The 20,237-nt window shown below is 53.2% G+C and carries 13 protein-coding genes; 3 read left to right on the plus strand and 10 right to left on the minus strand.

Annotated elements, in window-relative coordinates; all coding sequences use genetic code 11:
* Positions 1 to 14: 14 nt before the first annotated feature.
* The 4 genes from brnQ to phoB all read right to left on the minus strand — a co-directional run bounded on the left by brnQ (position 15) and on the right by phoB (position 5,102).
* The gene (brnQ, locus tag JG725_RS08250; protein WP_172289665.1) at positions 15 to 1,334 is read right to left on the minus strand and encodes a branched-chain amino acid transport system II carrier protein; all 1,320 of its coding nucleotides are present in this window, start codon (positions 1,332 to 1,334) and stop codon (positions 15 to 17) included.
* 412 nt (positions 1,335 to 1,746) lie between these two features.
* The gene (locus tag JG725_RS08255) at positions 1,747 to 2,853 is read right to left on the minus strand and encodes a cobalamin-independent methionine synthase II family protein (protein ID WP_172289664.1); all 1,107 of its coding nucleotides are present in this window, start codon (positions 2,851 to 2,853) and stop codon (positions 1,747 to 1,749) included.
* 206 nt (positions 2,854 to 3,059) lie between these two features.
* Positions 3,060 to 4,385 carry a phosphate regulon sensor histidine kinase PhoR gene (phoR, locus tag JG725_RS08260; protein WP_199377537.1) on the minus strand — a complete coding sequence of 442 codons (1,326 nt, stop codon included), beginning with the start codon at positions 4,383 to 4,385 and terminating at the stop codon, positions 3,060 to 3,062.
* Between the two features lie 27 nt (positions 4,386 to 4,412).
* Positions 4,413 to 5,102 carry a phosphate response regulator transcription factor PhoB gene (phoB, locus tag JG725_RS08265; RefSeq protein WP_172290019.1) on the minus strand — a complete coding sequence of 230 codons (690 nt, stop codon included), beginning with the start codon at positions 5,100 to 5,102 and terminating at the stop codon, positions 4,413 to 4,415.
* Positions 5,103 to 5,852: 750 nt separating this feature from the next.
* On the opposite strand from phoB, the gene sbcD reads away from it, so the two are divergent.
* The 3 genes from sbcD (at position 5,853) to rdgC (ending at position 11,792) form a co-directional block, all read left to right on the plus strand.
* Positions 5,853 to 7,079: an exonuclease subunit SbcD gene (gene sbcD / locus JG725_RS08270; RefSeq protein WP_199377539.1), complete on the plus strand. Its 1,227-nt coding sequence runs from the start codon at positions 5,853 to 5,855 to the stop codon at positions 7,077 to 7,079.
* Entirely contained in the window at positions 7,076 to 10,759 is a 3,684-nt protein-coding gene (locus JG725_RS08275; RefSeq protein WP_199377541.1) for an AAA family ATPase, read from the plus strand. Before sbcD ends, JG725_RS08275 begins: the two co-directional genes overlap by 4 nt.
* A 121-nt stretch (positions 10,760 to 10,880) precedes the next feature.
* Positions 10,881 to 11,792 carry a recombination-associated protein RdgC gene (gene rdgC / locus JG725_RS08280; protein WP_172289660.1) on the plus strand — a complete coding sequence of 304 codons (912 nt, stop codon included), beginning with the start codon at positions 10,881 to 10,883 and terminating at the stop codon, positions 11,790 to 11,792.
* A 56-nt stretch (positions 11,793 to 11,848) separates the two neighbouring features.
* Here rdgC and JG725_RS08285 read toward each other — a convergent pair whose 3' ends face one another.
* From JG725_RS08285 to JG725_RS08310, 6 genes are all read right to left on the minus strand, one after another.
* Positions 11,849 to 13,639 (minus strand): methyl-accepting chemotaxis protein, encoded by a 1,791-nt coding sequence (locus tag JG725_RS08285; protein ID WP_199377543.1) that lies wholly within the window; start codon positions 13,637 to 13,639, stop codon positions 11,849 to 11,851.
* Between the two features lie 301 nt (positions 13,640 to 13,940).
* Entirely contained in the window at positions 13,941 to 14,225 is a 285-nt protein-coding gene (gene ppnP / locus JG725_RS08290) for a pyrimidine/purine nucleoside phosphorylase (protein WP_172289658.1), read from the minus strand.
* Between the two features lie 141 nt (positions 14,226 to 14,366).
* Positions 14,367 to 14,888, minus strand: coding sequence for a shikimate kinase AroL (gene aroL / locus JG725_RS08295; protein ID WP_199377545.1), 522 nt, complete (start codon positions 14,886 to 14,888; stop codon positions 14,367 to 14,369).
* A 181-nt stretch (positions 14,889 to 15,069) separates the two neighbouring features.
* Entirely contained in the window at positions 15,070 to 16,119 is a 1,050-nt protein-coding gene (locus tag JG725_RS08300) for a type II asparaginase (RefSeq protein WP_199377547.1), read from the minus strand.
* A gap of 200 nt (positions 16,120 to 16,319) precedes the next feature.
* Positions 16,320 to 17,966 carry a multidrug ABC transporter permease/ATP-binding protein gene (locus tag JG725_RS08305; protein ID WP_172289655.1) on the minus strand — a complete coding sequence of 549 codons (1,647 nt, stop codon included), beginning with the start codon at positions 17,964 to 17,966 and terminating at the stop codon, positions 16,320 to 16,322.
* Positions 17,967 to 18,288: 322 nt separating this feature from the next.
* On the minus strand, positions 18,289 to 19,503 hold the full coding sequence (locus tag JG725_RS08310; RefSeq protein ID WP_172289654.1) for a glycoside hydrolase family 28 protein: 1,215 nt from the start codon (positions 19,501 to 19,503) through the stop codon (positions 18,289 to 18,291).
* Between the last annotated feature and the right edge of the window lie 734 nt (positions 19,504 to 20,237).

The following is a 20,237-nucleotide window of genomic DNA, read 5'->3' on the forward strand; positions in this document are numbered from 1 at the left end:
AAAAACTCACCGTATTATTGATGTACTGTGACTTCCTGACGGCTACACAGCCGATCGTAAATCACCGCTGCCAGCAAAATCACTAATGAAGGCGGCAACCAGGCCAGGCCCTGCTCACTCAGCGGCAGGTTCAGACTCCACTCGGGCAGCAACGATTTGAAAGTCGACGATTTTATACCATCAATCATGCCGAACAACAGACTGATTAACATCACCGGCGCCACAATACGCGAATAATTATTCCACCATTGCCGCGTAAAACTCAGTAAAACCAGGACGATACAAGGCGGATAGATCGCCGTCAGCACCGGGATGGAAAGCTGAATCAGATGGCTTAAACCCAGGTTTGACACCACCATGGAGAAGCCGCCCAGTATAAATACCAGCGTGCGGTATGAAAACGGCAGATACTGGGCGAAAAACTCGGCGCAGGCGCACGTCAGGCCAACCGCCGTGACCATGCAGGCGATAAAGATCAACAGAGACAGGAAGCTGCTTCCCACATTCCCGGACGTATGCTGAACGTAGGCATGCAGAATTTCAGCCCCATTTTGCGCTTCCGGCACCAGCACGCCGCTGACAGAACCTAATTGGAACAGACTCAGGTACACCAGCGCCAAACCGATGCCCGCAATCAACCCGGCCCACACGGTATAGCGGGTAAGCAGTTTAGCGCTTTCGACCCCGCGTGAGCGCGCCGCATTAACGATAACAATGCCGAACACCATCGCACCCAGCGTATCCATGGTGAGATAGCCATTCACAAACCCGTTGGAAAACGGCACATGCTGATAGGTATCAATCGCCGGAAGGGGCGAACCCGCCGGCCACATGACCGCGGCAATACCCAGCACGGCCAGCGCGGCTATTTTCAACGGCGCCAGCACATGCCCCACCGTATCCAACAAACGCCCGGGATACAGCGAGATTGCGATAACAATCGCAAAATAGATCAGGCTATAGATTAATAACGGAGCAGCGCCATTTCCCACCAGCGGGGCAATGCCTACCTCGAACGATACGGTAGCGGTACGCGGCGTCGCAAACAGCGGGCCTACGGCCAGATAACAAACCGTCGCCAATACCACGCCCGCTTTCTTGCCAATCGGGGAGCTTAATGCATCAATTCCCCCGCCAACCCGCGCCAGCGCAACAATAGTAAGCACCGGCAAACCGACGGCGGTAAGCAGAAAGCCAAACGCGGCTACCCAGACGTGTTCACCCGCCTGTAACCCCACCATCGGCGGAAAAATGATATTCCCCGCGCCGACAAACAAGGCAAAGGTCATAAAACCTAATGCCACGATATCTTTGGACGTTAAACGATGACTCATAGTTATGTCGTGTTGCCTGTATCAATCGATAGAAAAGGAGAACTGTGCTGCTGATCGCCGTTCGTCACGACGGGCGTTCGCATGCTCATAAGCAGATTTATTGGAATTATATTTTGGCGCACAGCCATATTGGGGGGTAAGTAAAACGTTTATAGCGGAAAAAGACAAGACACAATCTAAAAAGCAGAGTTTTTGACTAAATCAAGACAATTATTTGGTAGATAAAATTACTTATCGCTTATTGCTTGCTACATGATTTGTGCATTTATTGACGGCTCAGTGCAATAAAACCGAAAAATAATCACTATAAATGCGCGCTTAAGCCATAAATAAATCTTATTTACTTAAAAAAAGCCGGATCTCACGATCCGGCTGCGGCCTATAACAGCGAAAAAGACCGGCTAACTGACCATCACCACACCTGACGGGCAATATCGACAACCCGCTTCAACTTATTCCACTGCTGCTCTTCCGTCAGACTATTGCCCTCTTCGGTGGAAGCAAAACCGCACTGCGGGCTGAGACAAAGCTGGTTGATATCGACGTATTTCGCCGCTTCGGCAATACGCGCCTGTACGCTTTCCACGCTTTCCAGATCGCCGTTTTTGCTGGTAATCAACCCCAGCACCACCTGCTGGTGGCCCGGTTTTATAAAGCGCAAAGGCTCGAAGCCCCCAGCCCGTTCGGTGTCGTATTCAAGGAAAAAGGCATCCGCGTTGACTTCACCGAACAATATTTTCGCCACTGGCTCATAGCCGCCCTCGGAAATCCAGGTAGAGCGGAAGTTGCCGCGGCACACATGCAGACCAATCACCAGATCGGCGGGTTTATCCGCCAGCGCCTTATTCAACACATCGGCATAAATACGCGCCAGCTGTTCGGGATCCTCACCCCGCTCGCGGATCTGTCGTTTCTGATCGTCGGAACACAAGTACGCCCATACGGTGTCATCCAGTTGCAGGTAGCGACAGCCCGCCGCGTAAAAGGCGTGGATCGCGTCACGCCAGGTTTGCGCCAGATCGTCAAAATAGGCGGACAGATCGGGGTACACCGTGCTGTCAATGGCTTTACGACCGCCGCGGAAATGCAGCACGCTGGGGCTGGGGATGGTCATTTTCGCCACCGCATCGCCTGAAATACTATTCAGATAACGAAAATCCTCCAACATAGGGTGCTGGTGATTGAAGCTTACTTTCTTCGTCACCCGAATAGCATGTGACTTAGTCTGAATCCCGTTAAATTGAATGCCTTGCTCCGCCTCATAACGTTCAACCCCGTTCAGTTCGGCAAAGAAATCAAAATGCCACCAGGCGCGGCGCAATTCACCATCCGTGACGACCTGCAAGCCCGTTTCACGCTGCCGCTCGACCAGCCGGAGAATTTCCCGATCTTCTATTTCGCGCAGCTGCGCCCCATCAATCTCACCGGACTGATACTGTAAGCGAGCCTGTTTGATTGCCGCGGGACGCAGCAAACTGCCGACCACATCGGCACGAAAAGGGGGAAGTGATTTAGCCATTGTTGCTCCTGACAAGCCGCCGGTGCATCAACAGAGGATGAGCGGCAAATAGTTTCGTTGTGAGATATTCCATTATGGCGTAGTAACTGACGGGATAGTCACCTTGAAAGCAAAATCAGCCATCTGGACGTCTAAAGCTGGCATTTATCCTGTCATGCGCATTGATGCAGAGCAATGGAATAATTTTCACATAACGTGAAATAAATTCATCTTGCAACGGGCTGGCGTTGGGAATCAATCAGCGCGGCAGGCACAATCAACCGATTCGGCAGCGTAAACATAAAACGGGAGCCGACGCCATCCTCGCTCACGATCTCCAAACGGGAATCATGGTGGCTGAGCGCATGCTTAACAATCGCCAACCCCAGCCCGCTCCCCCCGGTCTGCCGCGAACGGGCTTTATCGACGCGATAAAAGCGCTCGGTCAAACGAGGCAAATGTTCCGCTGCGATCCCCGGCCCGTCGTCACTGACCTGAAAGCGCGCGCCCTGTGGAACGTTCTGCCAGCCAACCTCAATGCGCGTACCTGCCGGCGTATGATTAATCGCGTTATACACCAGATTGGAAACCGCACTGCGCAGTTGTTCCTCATTACCGAAAATCTGAAGGTCTTCATTTATGCGAAACACGATCTCATGCCGCCCCTGGCTTAACGTCTGGGCTTCACGCTCAACTACGCGCAACATTAGCGGTATATCGACTTTCTCATGCAGATCGATTACCGCCGCCGCTTCGATACGCGACAGGGTTAAAAGCTGTTGCACCAGTCCGTCCATGCGCCGGGTCTGCTCCTGCATGGTATTCAGGGCTTTATTGCGCAGAGCATCATCCAGCGAGTCATCCTGCATCATCTCCAGATATCCCTGCAATACGGTCAGCGGCGTGCGCAGCTCATGACTGACATTGGCGAAGAAGTTACGTCTGGCCCCTTCCAACTGGTGCATTTGCGTAATATCACGCACCACCATCAGCTGTTGTCCTTCGGAATAAGGCATCACCCGAAATTCGAGGTGGCGGGCATGACTCAGTTGCAGCGTTAACGGACGGCTGAAATCCTGTTTTTTCATATAGCCGGCGAATTCAGGGTGGCGCAGCAAGTTGAGGATATTCTGGCCGTTATCTTCCGGCCAGCGTAGGCCGAGCAGATGCTGGGCCAGATGGTTACACCAAAAGATGGTGCCCTCTTCGGTAATAGTTACCAGTGCATCCGGCAGGGACTCCGCGCCGCTGCGGAAACGCTTAATCAATAACGCCAGCTCGCGCCGACGCCGACGATTACGCAATTGCATCTGATAAAGGCCGTAAAACAGCGGCTCCCAGCTCCAGCGGCCGGGAGGCGGCGTCATGCTGCGATCGACCCACAGCCAGTGGGAAAGTTTAAGTTGGTTATAAAAATTCCAGCCTAGCGCCGCCAGAACGGCGGCCAACAGAAACCAGGGTAGATAGCCGAAGATCAAACCCAGCAACAGCGCGGGCAGGCAAAAAAAAACCAGCTCCAGCGCCAGCCTTTTCCATGAGAGACGTTCTAGCACGTTAATGTTTCTCCGCTATGCCAGCCTTCAGTAACGTGTTGAAAAACGGTATCCCGTTCCGCGAACGGTCTGCACCATTTTGTCATGACCGCTGGTTTCCAGCGCTTTACGCAACCGGCGGATATGAACATCAACTGTCCGATCTTCAACATAAACGTTAGTGCCCCATACATGATTCAGCAACTGTTCACGGCTGTAAACCCGCTCAGGATGCGTCATAAAGAAGTGCAACAGTTTAAATTCCGTTGGCCCCATATCCAGCGCCAGCTCGCCCGTCGTCACCCGGTGCGAGGAAGGATCGAGGTTCAGGCCGCGCATTTCTATGACGTCTTCAACCGCCATCGGCGAGATACGGCGCATTACCGCCTTAATGCGCGCCACCAACTCTTTAGGCGAAAACGGTTTAATGATGTAATCATCCGCCCCGACCTCAAGCCCGCGCACGCGATCCTCTTCTTCACCGCGGGCGGTCAACATCATGACCGGTATATCGCGGGTAAGCGCCTCGCGCTTCATATGCCTAATGAATTGCAAGCCCGATCCGCCCGGCAACATCCAGTCCAGCAACACCAACTCAGGGAAAGGTTCCGCCAATAGTGCGACTGCGCCGTCATAATCTTCGGCTTCGACTGGTTGATAACCATTCTGCTCCAGTACAAAGCATACCATTTCACGAATCGGTGCTTCATCTTCCACGACCAATATGCGTCTTGCCATCATTAATCCGCCGTTAATCATCGTCGCCGTTAGCATACGGAAAGCATTATGCGTCAGTTTTGTGACATATTTATGAAAAAAATGCAGGAGCATTTTTCAACAATGCGCAGCATTGGCCCGTAGGGTGGCGGGCAGGGATAGCCCGCCATAAAAAAATGCAGGAGCATTTTTCAACGTCACGTAGTGCTAGAAATCCCCACAAATTGGAATATGCCACATCGGAGAATCTTTCGTGCGCGATAAAGCCGCCGTTTCTCTGCTATGTCGTAGCACGCGCCCGACGCAGGGTGGTTCAAACGCCACCACCCTACGAACCCGGGCTTGTGGCTGAAATCACGCCGCTAGCGCGGTTCCTTCGGCGGTCGCCCCCTTTTCCGAACCGCCAGTGACGCGTTCCCGACGCGGCACTGGCTTGCGCCGCCTCCATGCGGCGCATTCGCGGGGGCACCCACCTCAGCGTAATTTCTTACGCCGTGGGGGTGAACGGCTTAAACACTAAATTTATATTAATATCATAGTGTTATATATAAAAACACAAACAAGATATTTTTCTGAAGACTCGTCAGCCTATAGAGCGAGCCTCAGGGATGGCGCGAGTAGAAAAAGCGCCGGGAGCGATTTTCAACGTCAAGTAGTAATGACCCGCATATTTTCGAGCCGCTTTCCAAACTCATGTTTTCGCAACGACAGTTGCCCCTACGGCTGTTTATAATCAATGGCATTGCTATTACACGCCACTCAGGGAGTTCCATGCGCATTATTCATACCGCCGACTGGCATCTGGGGCAGTATTTTTATACCAAGAGCCGCGCGGCCGAGCATCAGGCTTTCCTGCACTGGCTTATCGCCCAGGTCGAGCAGCATCAGGTGGATGCGGTAATCGTCGCGGGCGATATCTTTGATAACGGTTCGCCGCCCAGCTATGCGCGGGAAATGTATTACCGTTTCGTGGTTGAACTGCAACGTACCGGCTGCCGGTTAGCGGTATTAGGCGGCAACCACGACTCGGTCGCCACGCTGAATGAGTCCCGCGATCTTCTGGCCTGCCTGAATACACAGGTCGTCGCCAGCACCGACGGCGATCTCGACAAGCAAGTGTACGTGCTGAAAAACCGTCAGGGGCAGCCCGGCGCCATACTGTGCGCCATTCCTTTTTTACGGCCGCGCGACCTGATAACCAGCCAGGCTGGGCAATCCGGCGATGAGAAACAGCAGGCCCTGCTGGATGCCATCACCACGCACTACCGGCAGTGTTACCAGTTGGCCTGTCGGAAACGCGACAGGCTGGGGTTGCCGTTGCCCATTATTGCCACCGGACACCTGACCACCGTCGGCGTCACCGCCTCCGATTCCGTGCGCGATATTTACATCGGTACGCTGGATGCGTTTCCGGCGCAGGCGTTTCCTCCGGCGGACTATATCGCCCTCGGCCATATTCACCGGCCGCAGCGGGTGACGAAAAGCGCGCATATTCGCTACAGCGGTTCCCCTATCCCGCTCAGTTTTGATGAATTAAGCAGTGAGAAATCGATTTGTCTGGTCACCTTCGCCGCCGACAGCCCGCCAACGGTGGAGACGCTGCCTGTTCCGATGACCCAGCCGATGCAGCTTATCAAAGGCGATCTGGACGACATCGAACGCCGGCTCGCGGCCTTTAACGATTATCAGGGTGAAAAACCGGTGTGGCTGGATATTGAAATCACCACGCAGGATTATTTGAGCGACATCCAGAAACGCATTCAGACGCTGACCGACGCTTTACCCGTCGAGGTTCTGCTGTTGCGCCGCGCGCGCGAACAACATCTACAGGCGATTGTCCGGCAAGAGAAGGAAACGCTGAATGAGCTGACGGTGCAGGATGTTTTCGAACGGCGGCTGGCCGCGGCGACCGATCTGGAAGAAAGCCGCCAGCAGCGCGTGCGGATGCTGTTCGATCAGGTTATTGATGAATTGGAAAACGGTGAGCACGTCGAATGAAAATACTTAGCCTGCGCTTAAAAAATCTCAATGCTCTAAAAGGCGAATGGAAAATTGATTTCAGGCAGCAACCTTTTTCCAGCAATGGCCTGTTCGCCATTACCGGCCCCACCGGCGCGGGGAAAACCACGCTGCTTGACGCCATTTGCCTGGCGCTGTATCACGCGACGCCACGGTTAAAAAATATTTCCGCCAGCCAGAATGAGCTGATGACCCGCAACACCGCGGAATGTCTGGCGGAAGTGGAGTTCGAGGTCAAAGGCATCGGTTATCGCGCCTTCTGGAGCCAACGCCGGGCCAGAAACTCGCCTGACGGCAATCTGCAAACCCCGAAAGCCGAACTGGCGCGGATTGATGACGGCAAAATCCTGTGTGAAAAACTGACCGAAAAGCTGGAGATGACCGCCGAACTCACCGGGCTGAATTTTGACCGTTTCACCCGCTCCATGATGCTGTCGCAGGGGCAGTTCGCCGCTTTTCTCAATGCGGATGCCAATGAACGCGCCGAACTGCTGGAAGAACTGACCGGCACGGATATTTACGGGCTTATTTCCGAGCGCGTTTTCGATCGCCACAAACAGGCGCGGGCAACGTTAGAAAATTTGCAGGCGCGGGCTTCAGGCATTGAGCTGCTGAACGACGAACAGCGTCAGCAGTTGGAAGGGCAACTGTCGTCATTGACGCAACAGGAGCAGGCGCTGATTGCCGAGCGTGAGCAAGCGCTAACTCATCAACGCTGGTTTGAACAGCGGGAGCAGTACCAACAATCGCTGACCACCAGCCAGGAGCAACGTACGGCGGCGGAAACGGCCATCCGGCAGGCGCAGCCTGCGCTCGAACGGCTGGCGCAAAATGAACCGGCGGAAAAACTCAGGCCGCTCCAGCAGGAGAGAGAGCGTTACCAGTTGGAATCCGACTCGCTGCTACAGCACATTGCCCGCCTGAAGGAACAGCAGCAAACGCAGCTAAACGCCGTGGAGACATTCCGCCAGCAGGAAGAACACGCCATACAAGCCCTGCGTCAGCACGCGGATTACCGTCAGCAGCAGGAGACGCTGATCGGTGAACGCGTCATGCCGCTGGATCACCAGATCCAAACCCTGCAACAGCAGACAGAGAAACAGCAGCGCGATCTGGATCAATCGCAAACGCGCCAGCAGGCCGACCAGCTTAAGCTGACGCAGACGGAACAGCAGTACCGGCTTGCCCAGCAACGGCTTGAGCAGTTACGGGACTATCGCCAGCAGCACCCGCATCATCAGCGCTGGGGGGAATATCTTTCCCTGTGGCGCACGCAGTTTCAGCGGCTGCAACAGCTTGGGGAAGACGGCATAAACCTGACGCAAAAGCAGTCGCAGTACGCTTTGCAAGCTGAAACGCTGGAGAATAACGCGGCTCAGTCAGCCACGCAGCGAACCCGACAGCAGACGGACGTCGATAACGCCCAGCGGCAGTTCGCGCAACATCAGCAAGCAATGCAGGAACAGGAAGCGCAACAGCCCATCACTGTTTTACATCAGCAGCTTAGCCAGTCGATTACGCAACGCCCCGCGCGCCAGCAGTTGTCCACCATCAGCGCATTGTTTCATGGCGTTGACGCCCGCAGGCGGCAACTGGACACGCAGTGCGACCAGATACGGGAACAGATCGGACAACAGGAAGCGCAACAACGGCAACAGCGTAAAACCTGCGAGCAGCGCCGTGAATACCTAGCCGAAGTGGATAAAAACCATCAGTTGGAAATGCGCATCGTTCGGCTGGAAGCAGAAAGAACCCGGCTACAGGCGGGTGAAGCCTGCCCCCTCTGCGGCTCCACCCACCATCCGGCGATTGAACGCTATCAGGCGCTGCAACCATCGGAAACCGAACAACGCCTATTACAGTTGAGCCAGGAAGTCAGCCGCCTGGAAAGCGAGCTGACGCAGACTGACGCCACCTTGGTTGCATTACGGCAACAGCATCAACGGTTGCTGAGCGAACGCACCCAGCAGGACGAGGAATACCAGACCTTGCTGCAACAGTGGCAGGATGTCAGTAAGCGCTTACAAGTAGATTACGCGCCGCAACAGACCGCCGAGGTGGCCGATTGGCTGACGCAACGTGAAGCATCGGAACAGCAGATCCAGCAACAGATTTCAGTGCGTGAGCAGGCACAGCGGCAATGGCAGGAAAGTAAGGATTCACTGACCCATGCGGATGCACTGCTGCAACGCACCCTACAGCAGATAGCGCTCAATACCCAACAGCGGCAAACGCTGAAAAATGCCCAGGATGACCTCCAACGAGCACTGCAAGAGACGCAGCAACAGCAAACACAGCATCAGCAGGAGATGGAAAACACGCTGGCCGGGTTTGACCTGGCCGTACCGGATCCGGCGGAGCAATCAGCCTGGCTGAAGCAACGCGCTGAAGAGTGGCAGGTATGGAAAGACGTCGAGCAGGAACAACAGCGGTTAATCAATAGCCAGACGGCATTGGAAGCGGAACGGCAGCATCTCACGAAATCCATTGCCGAGACCGAACAACAGCTATCGGCCTTACGACAACAACAGGCGGCGCATCTCAAAACGCTGGAGGAATGTCAGCGGCAGCGGCGACAGTTGTTCGGCGATCGGCAGACGGCCGAGGTCGGCAATCAGTTGCGGCTGCAAAGCCAACAGCACGAGCAAACCAGTCAACAGACTCAGGCGCAACGTCAGCAGGCGGAGTCGGCGCTCAGCCGCTTAACCGGCGAGTTGACCGGGATACAGCAGCAGCAGACCCGCGTGGCGGCATTGCATCAGCAAGCCGCGCTGAGCTTCGCTCAGGCGTTACAGGACAGTATTTTTGCCGATGAACCGGCGTTTAAACGCGCCTTACTGAATGAACAAGAGCGCGACGAACTGCGCGACCGGAAGGAAAAACTGCACCGGGAATGGCAACAGGCCGCCGCCCTTTATCAACAGGCGGAGCAGCTCCTGAACCGGCACCAACAACAGCGCCCGGAAACGCTGGCGGCAGAGGAAACCCCGCTCGCTCTGCAACAAAGACTGCTCGAATTGAGCGAAAGACTGAAAACCAACCTTCAGCAGCAGGGGGAAATCCGTCAGCAGCTCACCACCGACCAACGCCACCGCCAGAATCAGCAGGCGCTGCTGGCCGAAATCGCCCATAGCCAGCAGCACTATGACGACTGGAGCTGTCTGAACGAACTTATCGGCTCGCAGAAAGGCGATAAGTTCCGCAAATTCGCGCAAGGACTGACGCTGGATCATCTGGTGTATCTGGCCAACCTGCAACTCGCCCGTCTGCACGGGCGCTATCTGTTGCAACGTCAGGCCAATGACGAGTTGAAGTTACAGATCGTGGATACCTGGCAGGCCGATGCGCTAAGGGATACCCGCACGCTTTCCGGCGGAGAAAGCTTTCTGGTCAGTCTGGCGCTGGCGTTGGCGCTCTCCGACCTGGTGAGTAATAAAACCAGTATCGACTCGCTGTTTCTGGATGAAGGCTTCGGCACGCTGGACGCCGAAACGCTGGATACCGCACTGGACGCGCTGGATAACCTCAACGCCGCCGGTAAAACCATCGGGGTAATCAGCCACGTCGAGGCCATGAAAGAGCGCATTCCGGTGCAGATCAAGGTCGCCAAGGTTAATGGCTTAGGCATCAGCCGGTTAGCGCCGGAATTTGCGGTGTAGCCGACGTTCTGGCCGCCGATCAATCTTATTTTATGCAACATGATCCGGCTGAATTCGTTATCATGCGCGCTGCATCAATGAACCTGCGTGCAAGCTTGCACGCCCAGTCAGGGATAACGCCATGCTGTGGTTTAAAAATTTAATGATTTACCGCTTAAATCGGGAAAACGTTTTATCTGCGGATGAGATGGAAAACCAGTTAAGCGCCTTTGCTTTTACGCCGTGCGGCAGTCAGGACATGATGAAGACGGGTTGGGTGTCGCCAATGGGTTCCCACAGCGATGCCTTAACGCACGTGGTTAACGGGCAGATCGTTATCTGCGCCCGTAAAGAAGAGAAAATCCTGCCCTCGCCGGTTATCAAGCAGACATTGCAGGCCAAAATCGAGCGGCTGGAGGCGGAACAACACCGCAAGCTGAAGAAAACCGAAAAAGACGCCCTGAAAGACGAAGTGCTGCATAGCCTGCTGCCGCGCGCATTCAGCCGTTTCAGCCAAGTCTGGTTGTGGATCGATACCGTCAACGGTTTGATCATGGTCGATGCCGCCAGCGCCAAAAAAGCGGAAGACACGCTGGCATTATTGCGTAAAACGCTGGGCTCGCTGCCGGTGGTTCCACTGACCATGGAAAACCCGATCGAACTGACAATGACCGAATGGGTGCGCGCCGGCGAACCGCCCGCGGGTTTCGCTTTACAGGATGAAGCCGAGCTGAAAGCGATTCTGGAAGATGGCGGCGTGATCCGTTGCAAAAAACAGGATCTGGTCAGTGACGAAATTGCCGTGCACATTGAGGCGGGCAAGCTGGTCACCAAACTGGCGCTGGACTGGCAGGAACGCATTCAACTGGTGCTGTCGGACGATGGTTCGCTAAAACGACTGAAGTTTGCGGATACGTTGCGCGACCAGAACGACGATATCGATCGGGATGATTTCGCGCAGCGCTTCGATGCCGATTTTATTTTGATGACCAGCGAACTGGCGGCGCTAATCAGCAATCTGATCGAGGCCCTGGGCGGGGAAGCGCAACGCTGATTTCAGCGTTTACGCCATTGCGCCCCCCGCCGCGACGGCGGCGGGGGGCCGCCTGATTACACTTTGAAGTGCCCGATCACCGCGTTCAAATCTTCCGCCTGCGACTGTAAGGCCGCCGACGCCGCGGCTGACTCCTGAACCAACGCCGCGTTCTGCTGCACCATTGAATCCAACTGCGCCACCGCCTGATTGATTTCATGGATGCCGCGCATTTGCTCATCCGCCGCATGGGTGATTTCAGACATCACCGTCGTTACCGTTGATACGCCGCCCACAATTTCGTTCATGGTATTGCTGGCCTGACGAACCTGGGACGAGCCGGAGGCGACGCTGTCGACGGTCGACTCGATCAGGCCTTTAATCTCTTTCGCCGCCTGGGCGCTACGCTGCGCCAGACTGCGCACCTCCCCCGCCACCACCGCGAAACCGCGCCCCTGCTCGCCCGCGCGAGCCGCTTCCACCGCCGCATTCAGCGCCAGAATATTGGTCTGGAAGGCAATGCCGTCAATTACGCCGATGATATCGCCGATTTTACCCGACGCGACCACGATATCGTCCATCGTCACAATCACATCAGACACCACTTTCCCGCCGCTGCTCGCATCCTTCGACAGCAGCAGCGCTTGCTGATTAACCTGCTGCGCCGAGCTGGCGGACTGCGTCACCGTTGCGGAAATCTGCTCTAACGCCGCGGCCGTTTGCTGAATGCTGGAAGCCGCAGACTCGGTGCGCGACGACAGGTCATTATTGCCGGCTGATATTTCATCCGCCGCCAGCTGTAGCGAGGAGCTGATATCACGGATCTGAATCATCACCACACTGAGCTTGTCGATAAAGGTATTAAACGAACGGGCGATCTGCGCCACCTCATCCTGCCCTTCATCCGGCAGGCGCTGGGTCAGATCGTTGTTGCCGTTGCTGATGTCGTCCATCGCATCACGAATCAGCAGCAAACGCTTCAGCGTGGACGTAATCATGACCCCAATCACCAATGACCCGAGTAAAGCAATCAACAGCAGCGTCCCGACAGAGGTAAACAGCAAAGAACGCATGCCTGCGGTGGCTTCGGTTTTATCCAGCGCCACCAGCATAGTCCAGTCGGTGCCGCGAATAGGCTGGGCGAGAACCATCTTCGTGGCGCCGCCAAAATCAACATCAAGCGGATCTTTTGACGCCTGCACCGTACTCAGATCGATACCCGATGCGATATCAGTAATATTCTTCAACGTCAGTTTTTCATCCGGGTGGGCGATGATGGTGCCGTCGCGGGCAATCAATACGCCAAAACTCGACGGCGTCGGATGAATTGACTTCACGTTTTCGATCACATTCTGCATCGTCAGATCGCTGCCCAGCACCCCCTTGACCGTGCCGCCATCCATAACCGGAGCCGCGAAAGAAACGATCAGTTCTTTGGTCGACACATCAACATAAGGCGCGGTGACAATCGGTTTTCTTTCCCTTACCGCCTGCTGATACCAGGGACGGATGGTCGGATCGTAATCAGCGGGGATCCCGACGGAGTCGGAAAACTTCGCCGTTTTATCCTCGTATCCCATGTAAACATTGATGAACCCGCCTGAGGCGGCGATCTGCTTAAACACAGGAACCGGATCATCATCGGTCAGTACGCTGTCGTTGAGGGCGGTTACCATCTGGGTTTTAGATTCCACCCACTCGCCGATCGCCATGCTGTGGCTGGCCGCAATCGCATGCAGCATGTTGTCGATGGATTCCTCATTAGAATTATTGGCTATGGTGTAATTAAGAAAAGTGTTAATGGCGAGAGAAAGTACAACAATTGCCGTACAGGCCGTTAGAATTCTGGCTCGTGTCGTTTTCAGCATAGCAAGCTCTTAGCATGGAAAGGTTATGCAAATCATAACGGCACAAGGAAATAAAACTTGAGGTGGCTCACAAACATGAGCGGGAATTTATCAGGAAACGAATAAGAAAACGCTAGTATGTTCTGCCGGATTTAAAACAAATATGGGTCATTAAGGTTCAAGCGACGGCCGAAAGTCAGCTGATTTCATCAAAAGTTTTAATACTCGCGGTATATAAAACTTATTGCTCATAACAAGGAAAGCTGCTCCCCTGAAGCACGAAAAGCAGCCTTGAATAAGAAACTAAATTAAACGTGGATGACTACAGGTATTTACACAAATAAGACGTGTCTTCGGCGACCTGTAAGTTGAATTCACTCTGCGCCGGAACAAAAAACGAATCGCCCGGCATAAAAACCTGCCAGTCAGGCGCCCCCGGCAACAAAACCTTCAAAGCACCGGTAATCACCGTCATCTCTTCGGCTTGACCCGTACCGAACGTATATGTTCCCTCTTCCATGACCCCGACACTGGCACGGCCGATACTGCCGCTGTCAAAACCAATAGATTTCACTTTCCCTGCAAAATACTCGTTTACCTTCAGCATAGCGCGGCACCTATAGTCGAAAAAACCTAGAAAATTCATCTTAAAAGGAGAACAGCGCCGTTGTCACTATCTATTCAACGAAAGTGCGTTGCCGGTAGCATCGACTGGCGATTATTTTAGCCATTCAGGAAAATGCCTGGACTAGGCCGCCGACAATCGCAGAATTCGCATCACATTCGCCACGATAGCGGTCGGATCTTGCGTCGCATCAATGACATGATGAGCGACTTCGCGGTAGAGCGCCTCGCGGGCGGCCAGTACGTCCGCCATTTCTTCCGCGATGGGGCGCCCGGTCAGGGTAGGCCGCTGATGATCCTGCGGGCTGGCTTCCAGGCGCCGGGCCAGTAATTCGGCGGGGGCATGGAGATAAATGACCGAACCTTTGCCGCTCATAAAGCGTCGGTTCGACTCGGACAGCACCATTCCACCGCCGGTGGCGACCACGCGACGTCGGGCGGTCACATCCTGCAATGCCCGGCTTTCCCGTTGACGAAAACCGTGCCATCCCTCCTGCGCCACAACGTCGGCAACCGTCATCTGACTGCTCTGCTGCATAAACAGGTCGGTATCGACAAAATCATATCTCAACGCCTGAGCCAGTCGGTTTCCTACGGTGGTTTTACCACAGCCTCTGGCGCCAACCATAAAAATGGGTTGTGTCATCTAATGACGTATCCTTATTTTCACCAAGCCCGTTCTGAACATCATGATACCGCCGCCGGGATTACCCACTCTGTCGAGGGATGAATCATACCGATAAAATTCACGGATATGAAAGCCGCTTCGCAAAGAAAAAGCCCCGTAATCGATATAACGGGGCTATCATTTTTCACCGACATCGATATCAGTATGTGTGGAAATATTCCTGAATCACTGCCGGATTCGTGGTTTTCGTCAGCGCCAGCATCAACAGAATACGAGATTTAGCCGGATTCAGCGAATCGGCGACCAGCCCTGGCTGGGAAGCATCCGGCGGGACAATGCCGCTGCCGGTACGGCTGGCGCGAACCACGACCACGCCTTTACTCTCTGCTTTGCGGATACCCGCGTCGCTGCGTTTAGACACCGTACCCGCCCCCATACCGGCATAGACAATGCCCTTCACGCCATGCGCCAGCGCCGCATCATACATATATTCAGGATCATCCTGATATCCGTAAATAATATCTACTGCCGGCAGTTTTTCCAGGTTGGCGACATCGAAGACGGAACGGGTGGTATGAATTTTATCCAGACGATTCTGGAAATAGACCTTGTTACCGATAATCACCCCCAGGTAGCCTTCTTCCGGCGCCTTAAAGGTATCCAGCGTGGAAGCATTGGTTTTGGTGATAAAGCGGGCAGAACCGATACGATCGTTCAGCACCACCATAACGCCACGGCTACGCGCGTTTTTATCCGCCGCCACTTTAACCGCGCCGTACAGATTCATCGGGCCATCAGCGCTGATTGACGTCGCCGGACGCATCGCCGCGGCGAACACCACCGGTTTGTCGCTTTTTACCGTCAGGTTCAGAAAATAGGGGGATTCATCAAGCGTATCCGTACCATGAGTGATAACCACGCCATCCACATCGCTGCGCGCCAGCAGTTCATTGACTCTTTTACTCAGCTTCAGCAAAACGTCGCTGGTCATGTTTTCACTGCCGATATTGGAGATTTGCTCACCTGAAATATTGGCAAGCGTTTTCAGTTCCGGCACGGCATTGATCAGCGTATCCACGCCCAACGCCCCCGCTTTATAACCTGTCGTTTGTGTATTGGCTGCCGCAGAACCCGCTATTGTCCCGCCGGTTGCCAGGATCACAATGTTAGGCAGGTTTTCCGCCGCAGACGACAGAGTAGAAAAACAAACAACAATCACCACAAACAGTGAATTAAATATCCTTTTCATAACCTATACCAACCCAATATGTTAAACGGCAGCCATTTCGACACGACTTGATCCGCACCCGAACGCCGCCTGTGAGTGATGGAACGATCCTTTCTGCCAGCAGACGGCCGACATTGGCGCTTATCATGCCCCAGCGTTCGCTGACTGTATAGCTTTGCGTATAATATCATTGGCATAGATTATATTTTTGCTCTATCGGCTCATCGATTGATCTGCGCCACGGCATCCTGACTTGCCAGCGCGCGCGCGGTGCCGGTCAATTCCGATAGCTGGCCGTTGTGCATTTCAAGCAGGCGGTCGGCGTGTTCAAAATAGCGATCGTCATGACTGATCGCGATAATCGTTTTGCCCAGCGCCTGAAGCTGAGGCAGCAATTCGAGATAAAATACCCGCCGAAATTGCGGATCCTGATCGGCGGCCCATTCGTCCAGCAACAGAATATCCCGCTGTTCCACCACGGCCAGCAGCAGCGCGATGCGTTTGCGCTGCCCCTGAGAGAGCTGTAGATTCGTCACGCGATAATTATCCAGCTCGAGTTTCTGGCGCATATTGAGCCGTTCCAGCCAGTCATCCATCAGCGCCCTATCAGGCGTAGCCCCCTGCGGGCCGATCATTTGCCCGAAGAGATGGAAGTCGGTAAAGACGGCGGAAAACAGTTTTTGATAATCGGGCAATGTCGCTGCGGTTATCGGCCGGTTATCCAATAATAAAGCGCCGGATACCGGAGTGTATAAGCCGGTCAACAGCATCGCCAGCGTCGATTTGCCGCTGCCGTTCCCGCCGATCAGATAAACCAGCTCCCCGCGCCGGATGGTCATATTTATTGGCCCGACTTCAAATTCCGCGCCGGCGTAACGAAACACCACATCGCGCAGTTCCAGCGTTTGCCAGCCAGTTGGCGCGGTTGCCGGAGGAAATTCAGGCCGGTAGTCGGCCAGCTTGAGTCCGTTTAATTTATTGAACGCGACCTGAGCGCTGATCAACGTGGGTAATGCCCCGACGGCCTGAAGCAAAGGGGTACGCAAAAACAACAGGGTTAATGAATAGGTCGCGGCGACATTGGTATCCGACCATCCCAGATTATTCGCCATAAAAAACACCGCGCCGATCGCGCCCAGCATCATGATGTTGGACCAGTTCACCGCGCTAAGATGGAAAGTATCCGCCCGGATGATATTCCGGCGGTAGTCCTGGGCGTTGACCTGATAAATCTCTTCATACAGCTTTTGCGCCCGCTCACGGTTCAGCGCCAGCTCTTTACGTCCTTCAATCGCCATCTGATAATCTTTCTGGAGGCGATCTTCCGCTTCGCGCACGTGGGTAAGATGATGGTATACGCGAGAAACCAGGATAAAACCGCCCCAAATGGTGATCGTAATCCACAGCGATGTCACGGCCAGCATTTTCGGCGACAACCAGGCCAGATAAACCGCAGAGCCAAGCGTTAACACTATCCCCTGAATCAACTCCGGCAGGCGGACAAAAGCAAGCGTGATATTACGAATGTCGCTGGAAAGGCTGGCAAGCAATTGCGCATTCCCTAACTGTTCGATGCGCGCAATATTGGTATCCAGAATACGTTTAATAAACTGCCCGCGCAGTTGATAGACAAAATGGTGCCCCAGCGCCGTCAATGCCAATTGAGAAGCCAACGTCACCGCCATCAGCAATATCAGCAATCCCAGGAACTGAGGCAGCACGGCCAGAGACTGGTTGGCGGTTTCAATCAACTGCACGTTGATAAACGCGATCAGGCCGATTCCCAGAGCGGCGCTGACAATGCTTAATAAGATAACGGCCAGAAAAGGCCAACGGTATTGTTGATAAACGATACGAAGCAACTCCATGACATTCTGTTCTCTATAATGATGGGAATCGCACGCAGTGTAATATGCCGGGGGTTGATATCAAGAATAATTCTCATATAAAGGCACGGTTGTACTGCGGATAAAGGTTCGGCAGACGACGACATCGCTGTTGTCAGAGTGAGATACACGGGAAAATGAATGAGGCGCGCGCCGTATGCGGCCCGGGGTAGAGTTAATCGCCAATCGTTGAATCACACATCGACCGACGGTTCCCTCCCCGACGGAGGCAGGAAAGGAACCTTGTTATTAATACATCAATAAAAACATGGCTGCGCCGAAAGACAGCAACTTTATGTTTAACTTATATTTTATTTACCTTGGCATTCTTGACCTGCCACTTGGTGTCCGTGGTCAAGGTGACATTCTTCATCGTCACCACGATGGGTTTTTTAGCATTCTCGCCATTAATCACCACCACGCCACTGGTTTTAGATGTGACATTCGTAAAGGTTATTCCGCTCCAGTCAGGAACGGTATTGCCGCTTTTTTGCTCATATACGGTATCAATGACAATCGGCTTAGCCACATTAGTCATAGTGACGTTTTTGTAAGTTACGCCGTTGACTATGCCGGCAGCGGATTTATCGCTTTTTATCCGTAAACCGTTGGTGGTTCCATTCATGATTAAATCATCTACCAGAACGCCATATACCCCCATGGTTTCACTGCCGATCGACATCCCGTGTCCCGAGCCAAACTGGTTATGAATGATAGAAATATTTTGCGCCGACGCTCTTCCGCTGTACGCCTTTATCGCCACGTTATCGTCGCCAGTTGAAATATTGCTGTAGGCAATGGTGATGTTTTGCGACGATATCGGATCGATACCATCGGTGTTTCTTGCGGTGGCGGGGGTTTTAATCGTGGTTTTCCAGGCGGTCAATCCATCGCTATCGCTGAATACGACATGGAAATTAGGTGAATTAGTCAGTGTAACGTTGTAAAGCGTAAAATTTTTACTCTTGTTAATCTGAATCAGACGCGGAGCATTCTGCTTCATTTTTTTCACTTTGGCACTAGCCGCTAACGCCCACCAACTGACCTTTTTATCCTGAAGCGCGACGCCCCCTTGCCCATCAATCGTTCCCGGCCCATAAATGCCGCTGTTTTGCGCAGCGTTGACTTTAATCAATGGCAAACAACCTTTGCCGCTATTGTCCAACGTCCCGCAAGTCCCAGACCCTGCATTAAAAGCCGCCGCATTATTAACCGCCCGTAACGTAACGCCTTTATCTATCCACAGGCTCACGCCGGAAGGGATCGTTATCGAACCACTGAGAAAGACCGCAGACTTACCCCCGGCGGCCAATTTCACCGCCTTGCCTTGAGAGCAAGAATTTAGCGCTTTCTGAATATCCTTAGTCGCAATGCTGCCCTGAGACTGTAAGACAGCACAGGCGGCCGGCGTCGTTGGCATTTTGACAACGCGGGTATCGGCGGCATGTGAAGAGAAACTGGCCATCCCGATAAAACCAAAGAACAATGATAAAGAAATTCCGTCTAATTTATATTCCATTTCCAAACCTCATTTTAATACCTATCATCTTTCACACTGCAAATAGAGTAGCGGCCCTCGCCTCGATCCTCTCCGTTACTGACTGGAGTAAATATGCGTTCGACGGCCGCCGCTCTGTATCTTTAAATTTATTAGGCATAGCGCTTGATATTAAGTAAAAATCCATTTGTATAAAATCCGCCAGATGCATTAAATTGATAATCATTCCTATTAATAGATTTTCTATCAGGATACTTTCCATGCAATATCTTATTTCTGCTTTTTGCAGTAATAAAACGCAACTGGACGCAGTCAACCATATAAAAACGATCGACAACAGAAGACATCTGAATTTATATCAGGGCGGGTCATCATATTACATTGAAATATAATTACAACACAAAATTGAAACCGTAAACGGCTCCCGCAGTTTCAAATAACATTAACTTACCTCAACTTATAATCATTAATAAAAAGTAATAAGCAGCAAACAATAACAAAGTAAATTATATCAATAAATTGATTTTATTTTAGTCATTTCGCAATATTCATCCGGTATATTCAAGAAGCCGGCCTATTTGCTTCTTATTTAAGGCGGTGATATCCCCATCACTCTATTAAAAGCTTTGCAGAAAGCGGAATCTGCAACGACGAAAATATTTCGCACGTCAAAATGTCAATGCATAAATACCCTGTACCCCCCCAAAAAAGCACGTTGCTGGATACGCACACGCTCTATATTATGCACGAATGAT

Source organism: Brenneria sp. L3-3C-1 (assembly GCF_016456245.1).
Lineage (GTDB): Bacteria > Pseudomonadota > Gammaproteobacteria > Enterobacterales > Enterobacteriaceae > Brenneria.

What these genes read in the sequence shown, in the direction of transcription:
- brnQ (WP_172289665.1), bottom strand. Translation starts at nt 1,334, where the DNA reads ATGAGTCATCGTTTAACGTCCAAAGATATCGTGGCATTAGGTTTTATG.
- JG725_RS08255 (WP_172289664.1), bottom strand. Translation starts at nt 2,853, where the DNA reads ATGGCTAAATCACTTCCCCCTTTTCGTGCCGATGTGGTCGGCAGTTTG.
- phoB (WP_172290019.1), bottom strand. Translation starts at nt 5,102, where the DNA reads ATGGCAAGACGCATATTGGTCGTGGAAGATGAAGCACCGATTCGTGAA.
- sbcD (WP_199377539.1), top strand. Translation starts at nt 5,853, where the DNA reads ATGCGCATTATTCATACCGCCGACTGGCATCTGGGGCAGTATTTTTAT.
- JG725_RS08275 (WP_199377541.1), top strand. Translation starts at nt 7,076, where the DNA reads ATGAAAATACTTAGCCTGCGCTTAAAAAATCTCAATGCTCTAAAAGGC.
- rdgC (WP_172289660.1), top strand. Translation starts at nt 10,881, where the DNA reads ATGCTGTGGTTTAAAAATTTAATGATTTACCGCTTAAATCGGGAAAAC.
- JG725_RS08285 (WP_199377543.1), bottom strand. Translation starts at nt 13,639, where the DNA reads ATGCTGAAAACGACACGAGCCAGAATTCTAACGGCCTGTACGGCAATT.
- ppnP (WP_172289658.1), bottom strand. Translation starts at nt 14,225, where the DNA reads ATGCTGAAGGTAAACGAGTATTTTGCAGGGAAAGTGAAATCTATTGGT.
- aroL (WP_199377545.1), bottom strand. Translation starts at nt 14,888, where the DNA reads ATGACACAACCCATTTTTATGGTTGGCGCCAGAGGCTGTGGTAAAACC.
- JG725_RS08300 (WP_199377547.1), bottom strand. Translation starts at nt 16,119, where the DNA reads ATGAAAAGGATATTTAATTCACTGTTTGTGGTGATTGTTGTTTGTTTT.
- JG725_RS08305 (WP_172289655.1), bottom strand. Translation starts at nt 17,966, where the DNA reads ATGGAGTTGCTTCGTATCGTTTATCAACAATACCGTTGGCCTTTTCTG.
- JG725_RS08310 (WP_172289654.1), bottom strand. Translation starts at nt 19,503, where the DNA reads ATGGAATATAAATTAGACGGAATTTCTTTATCATTGTTCTTTGGTTTT.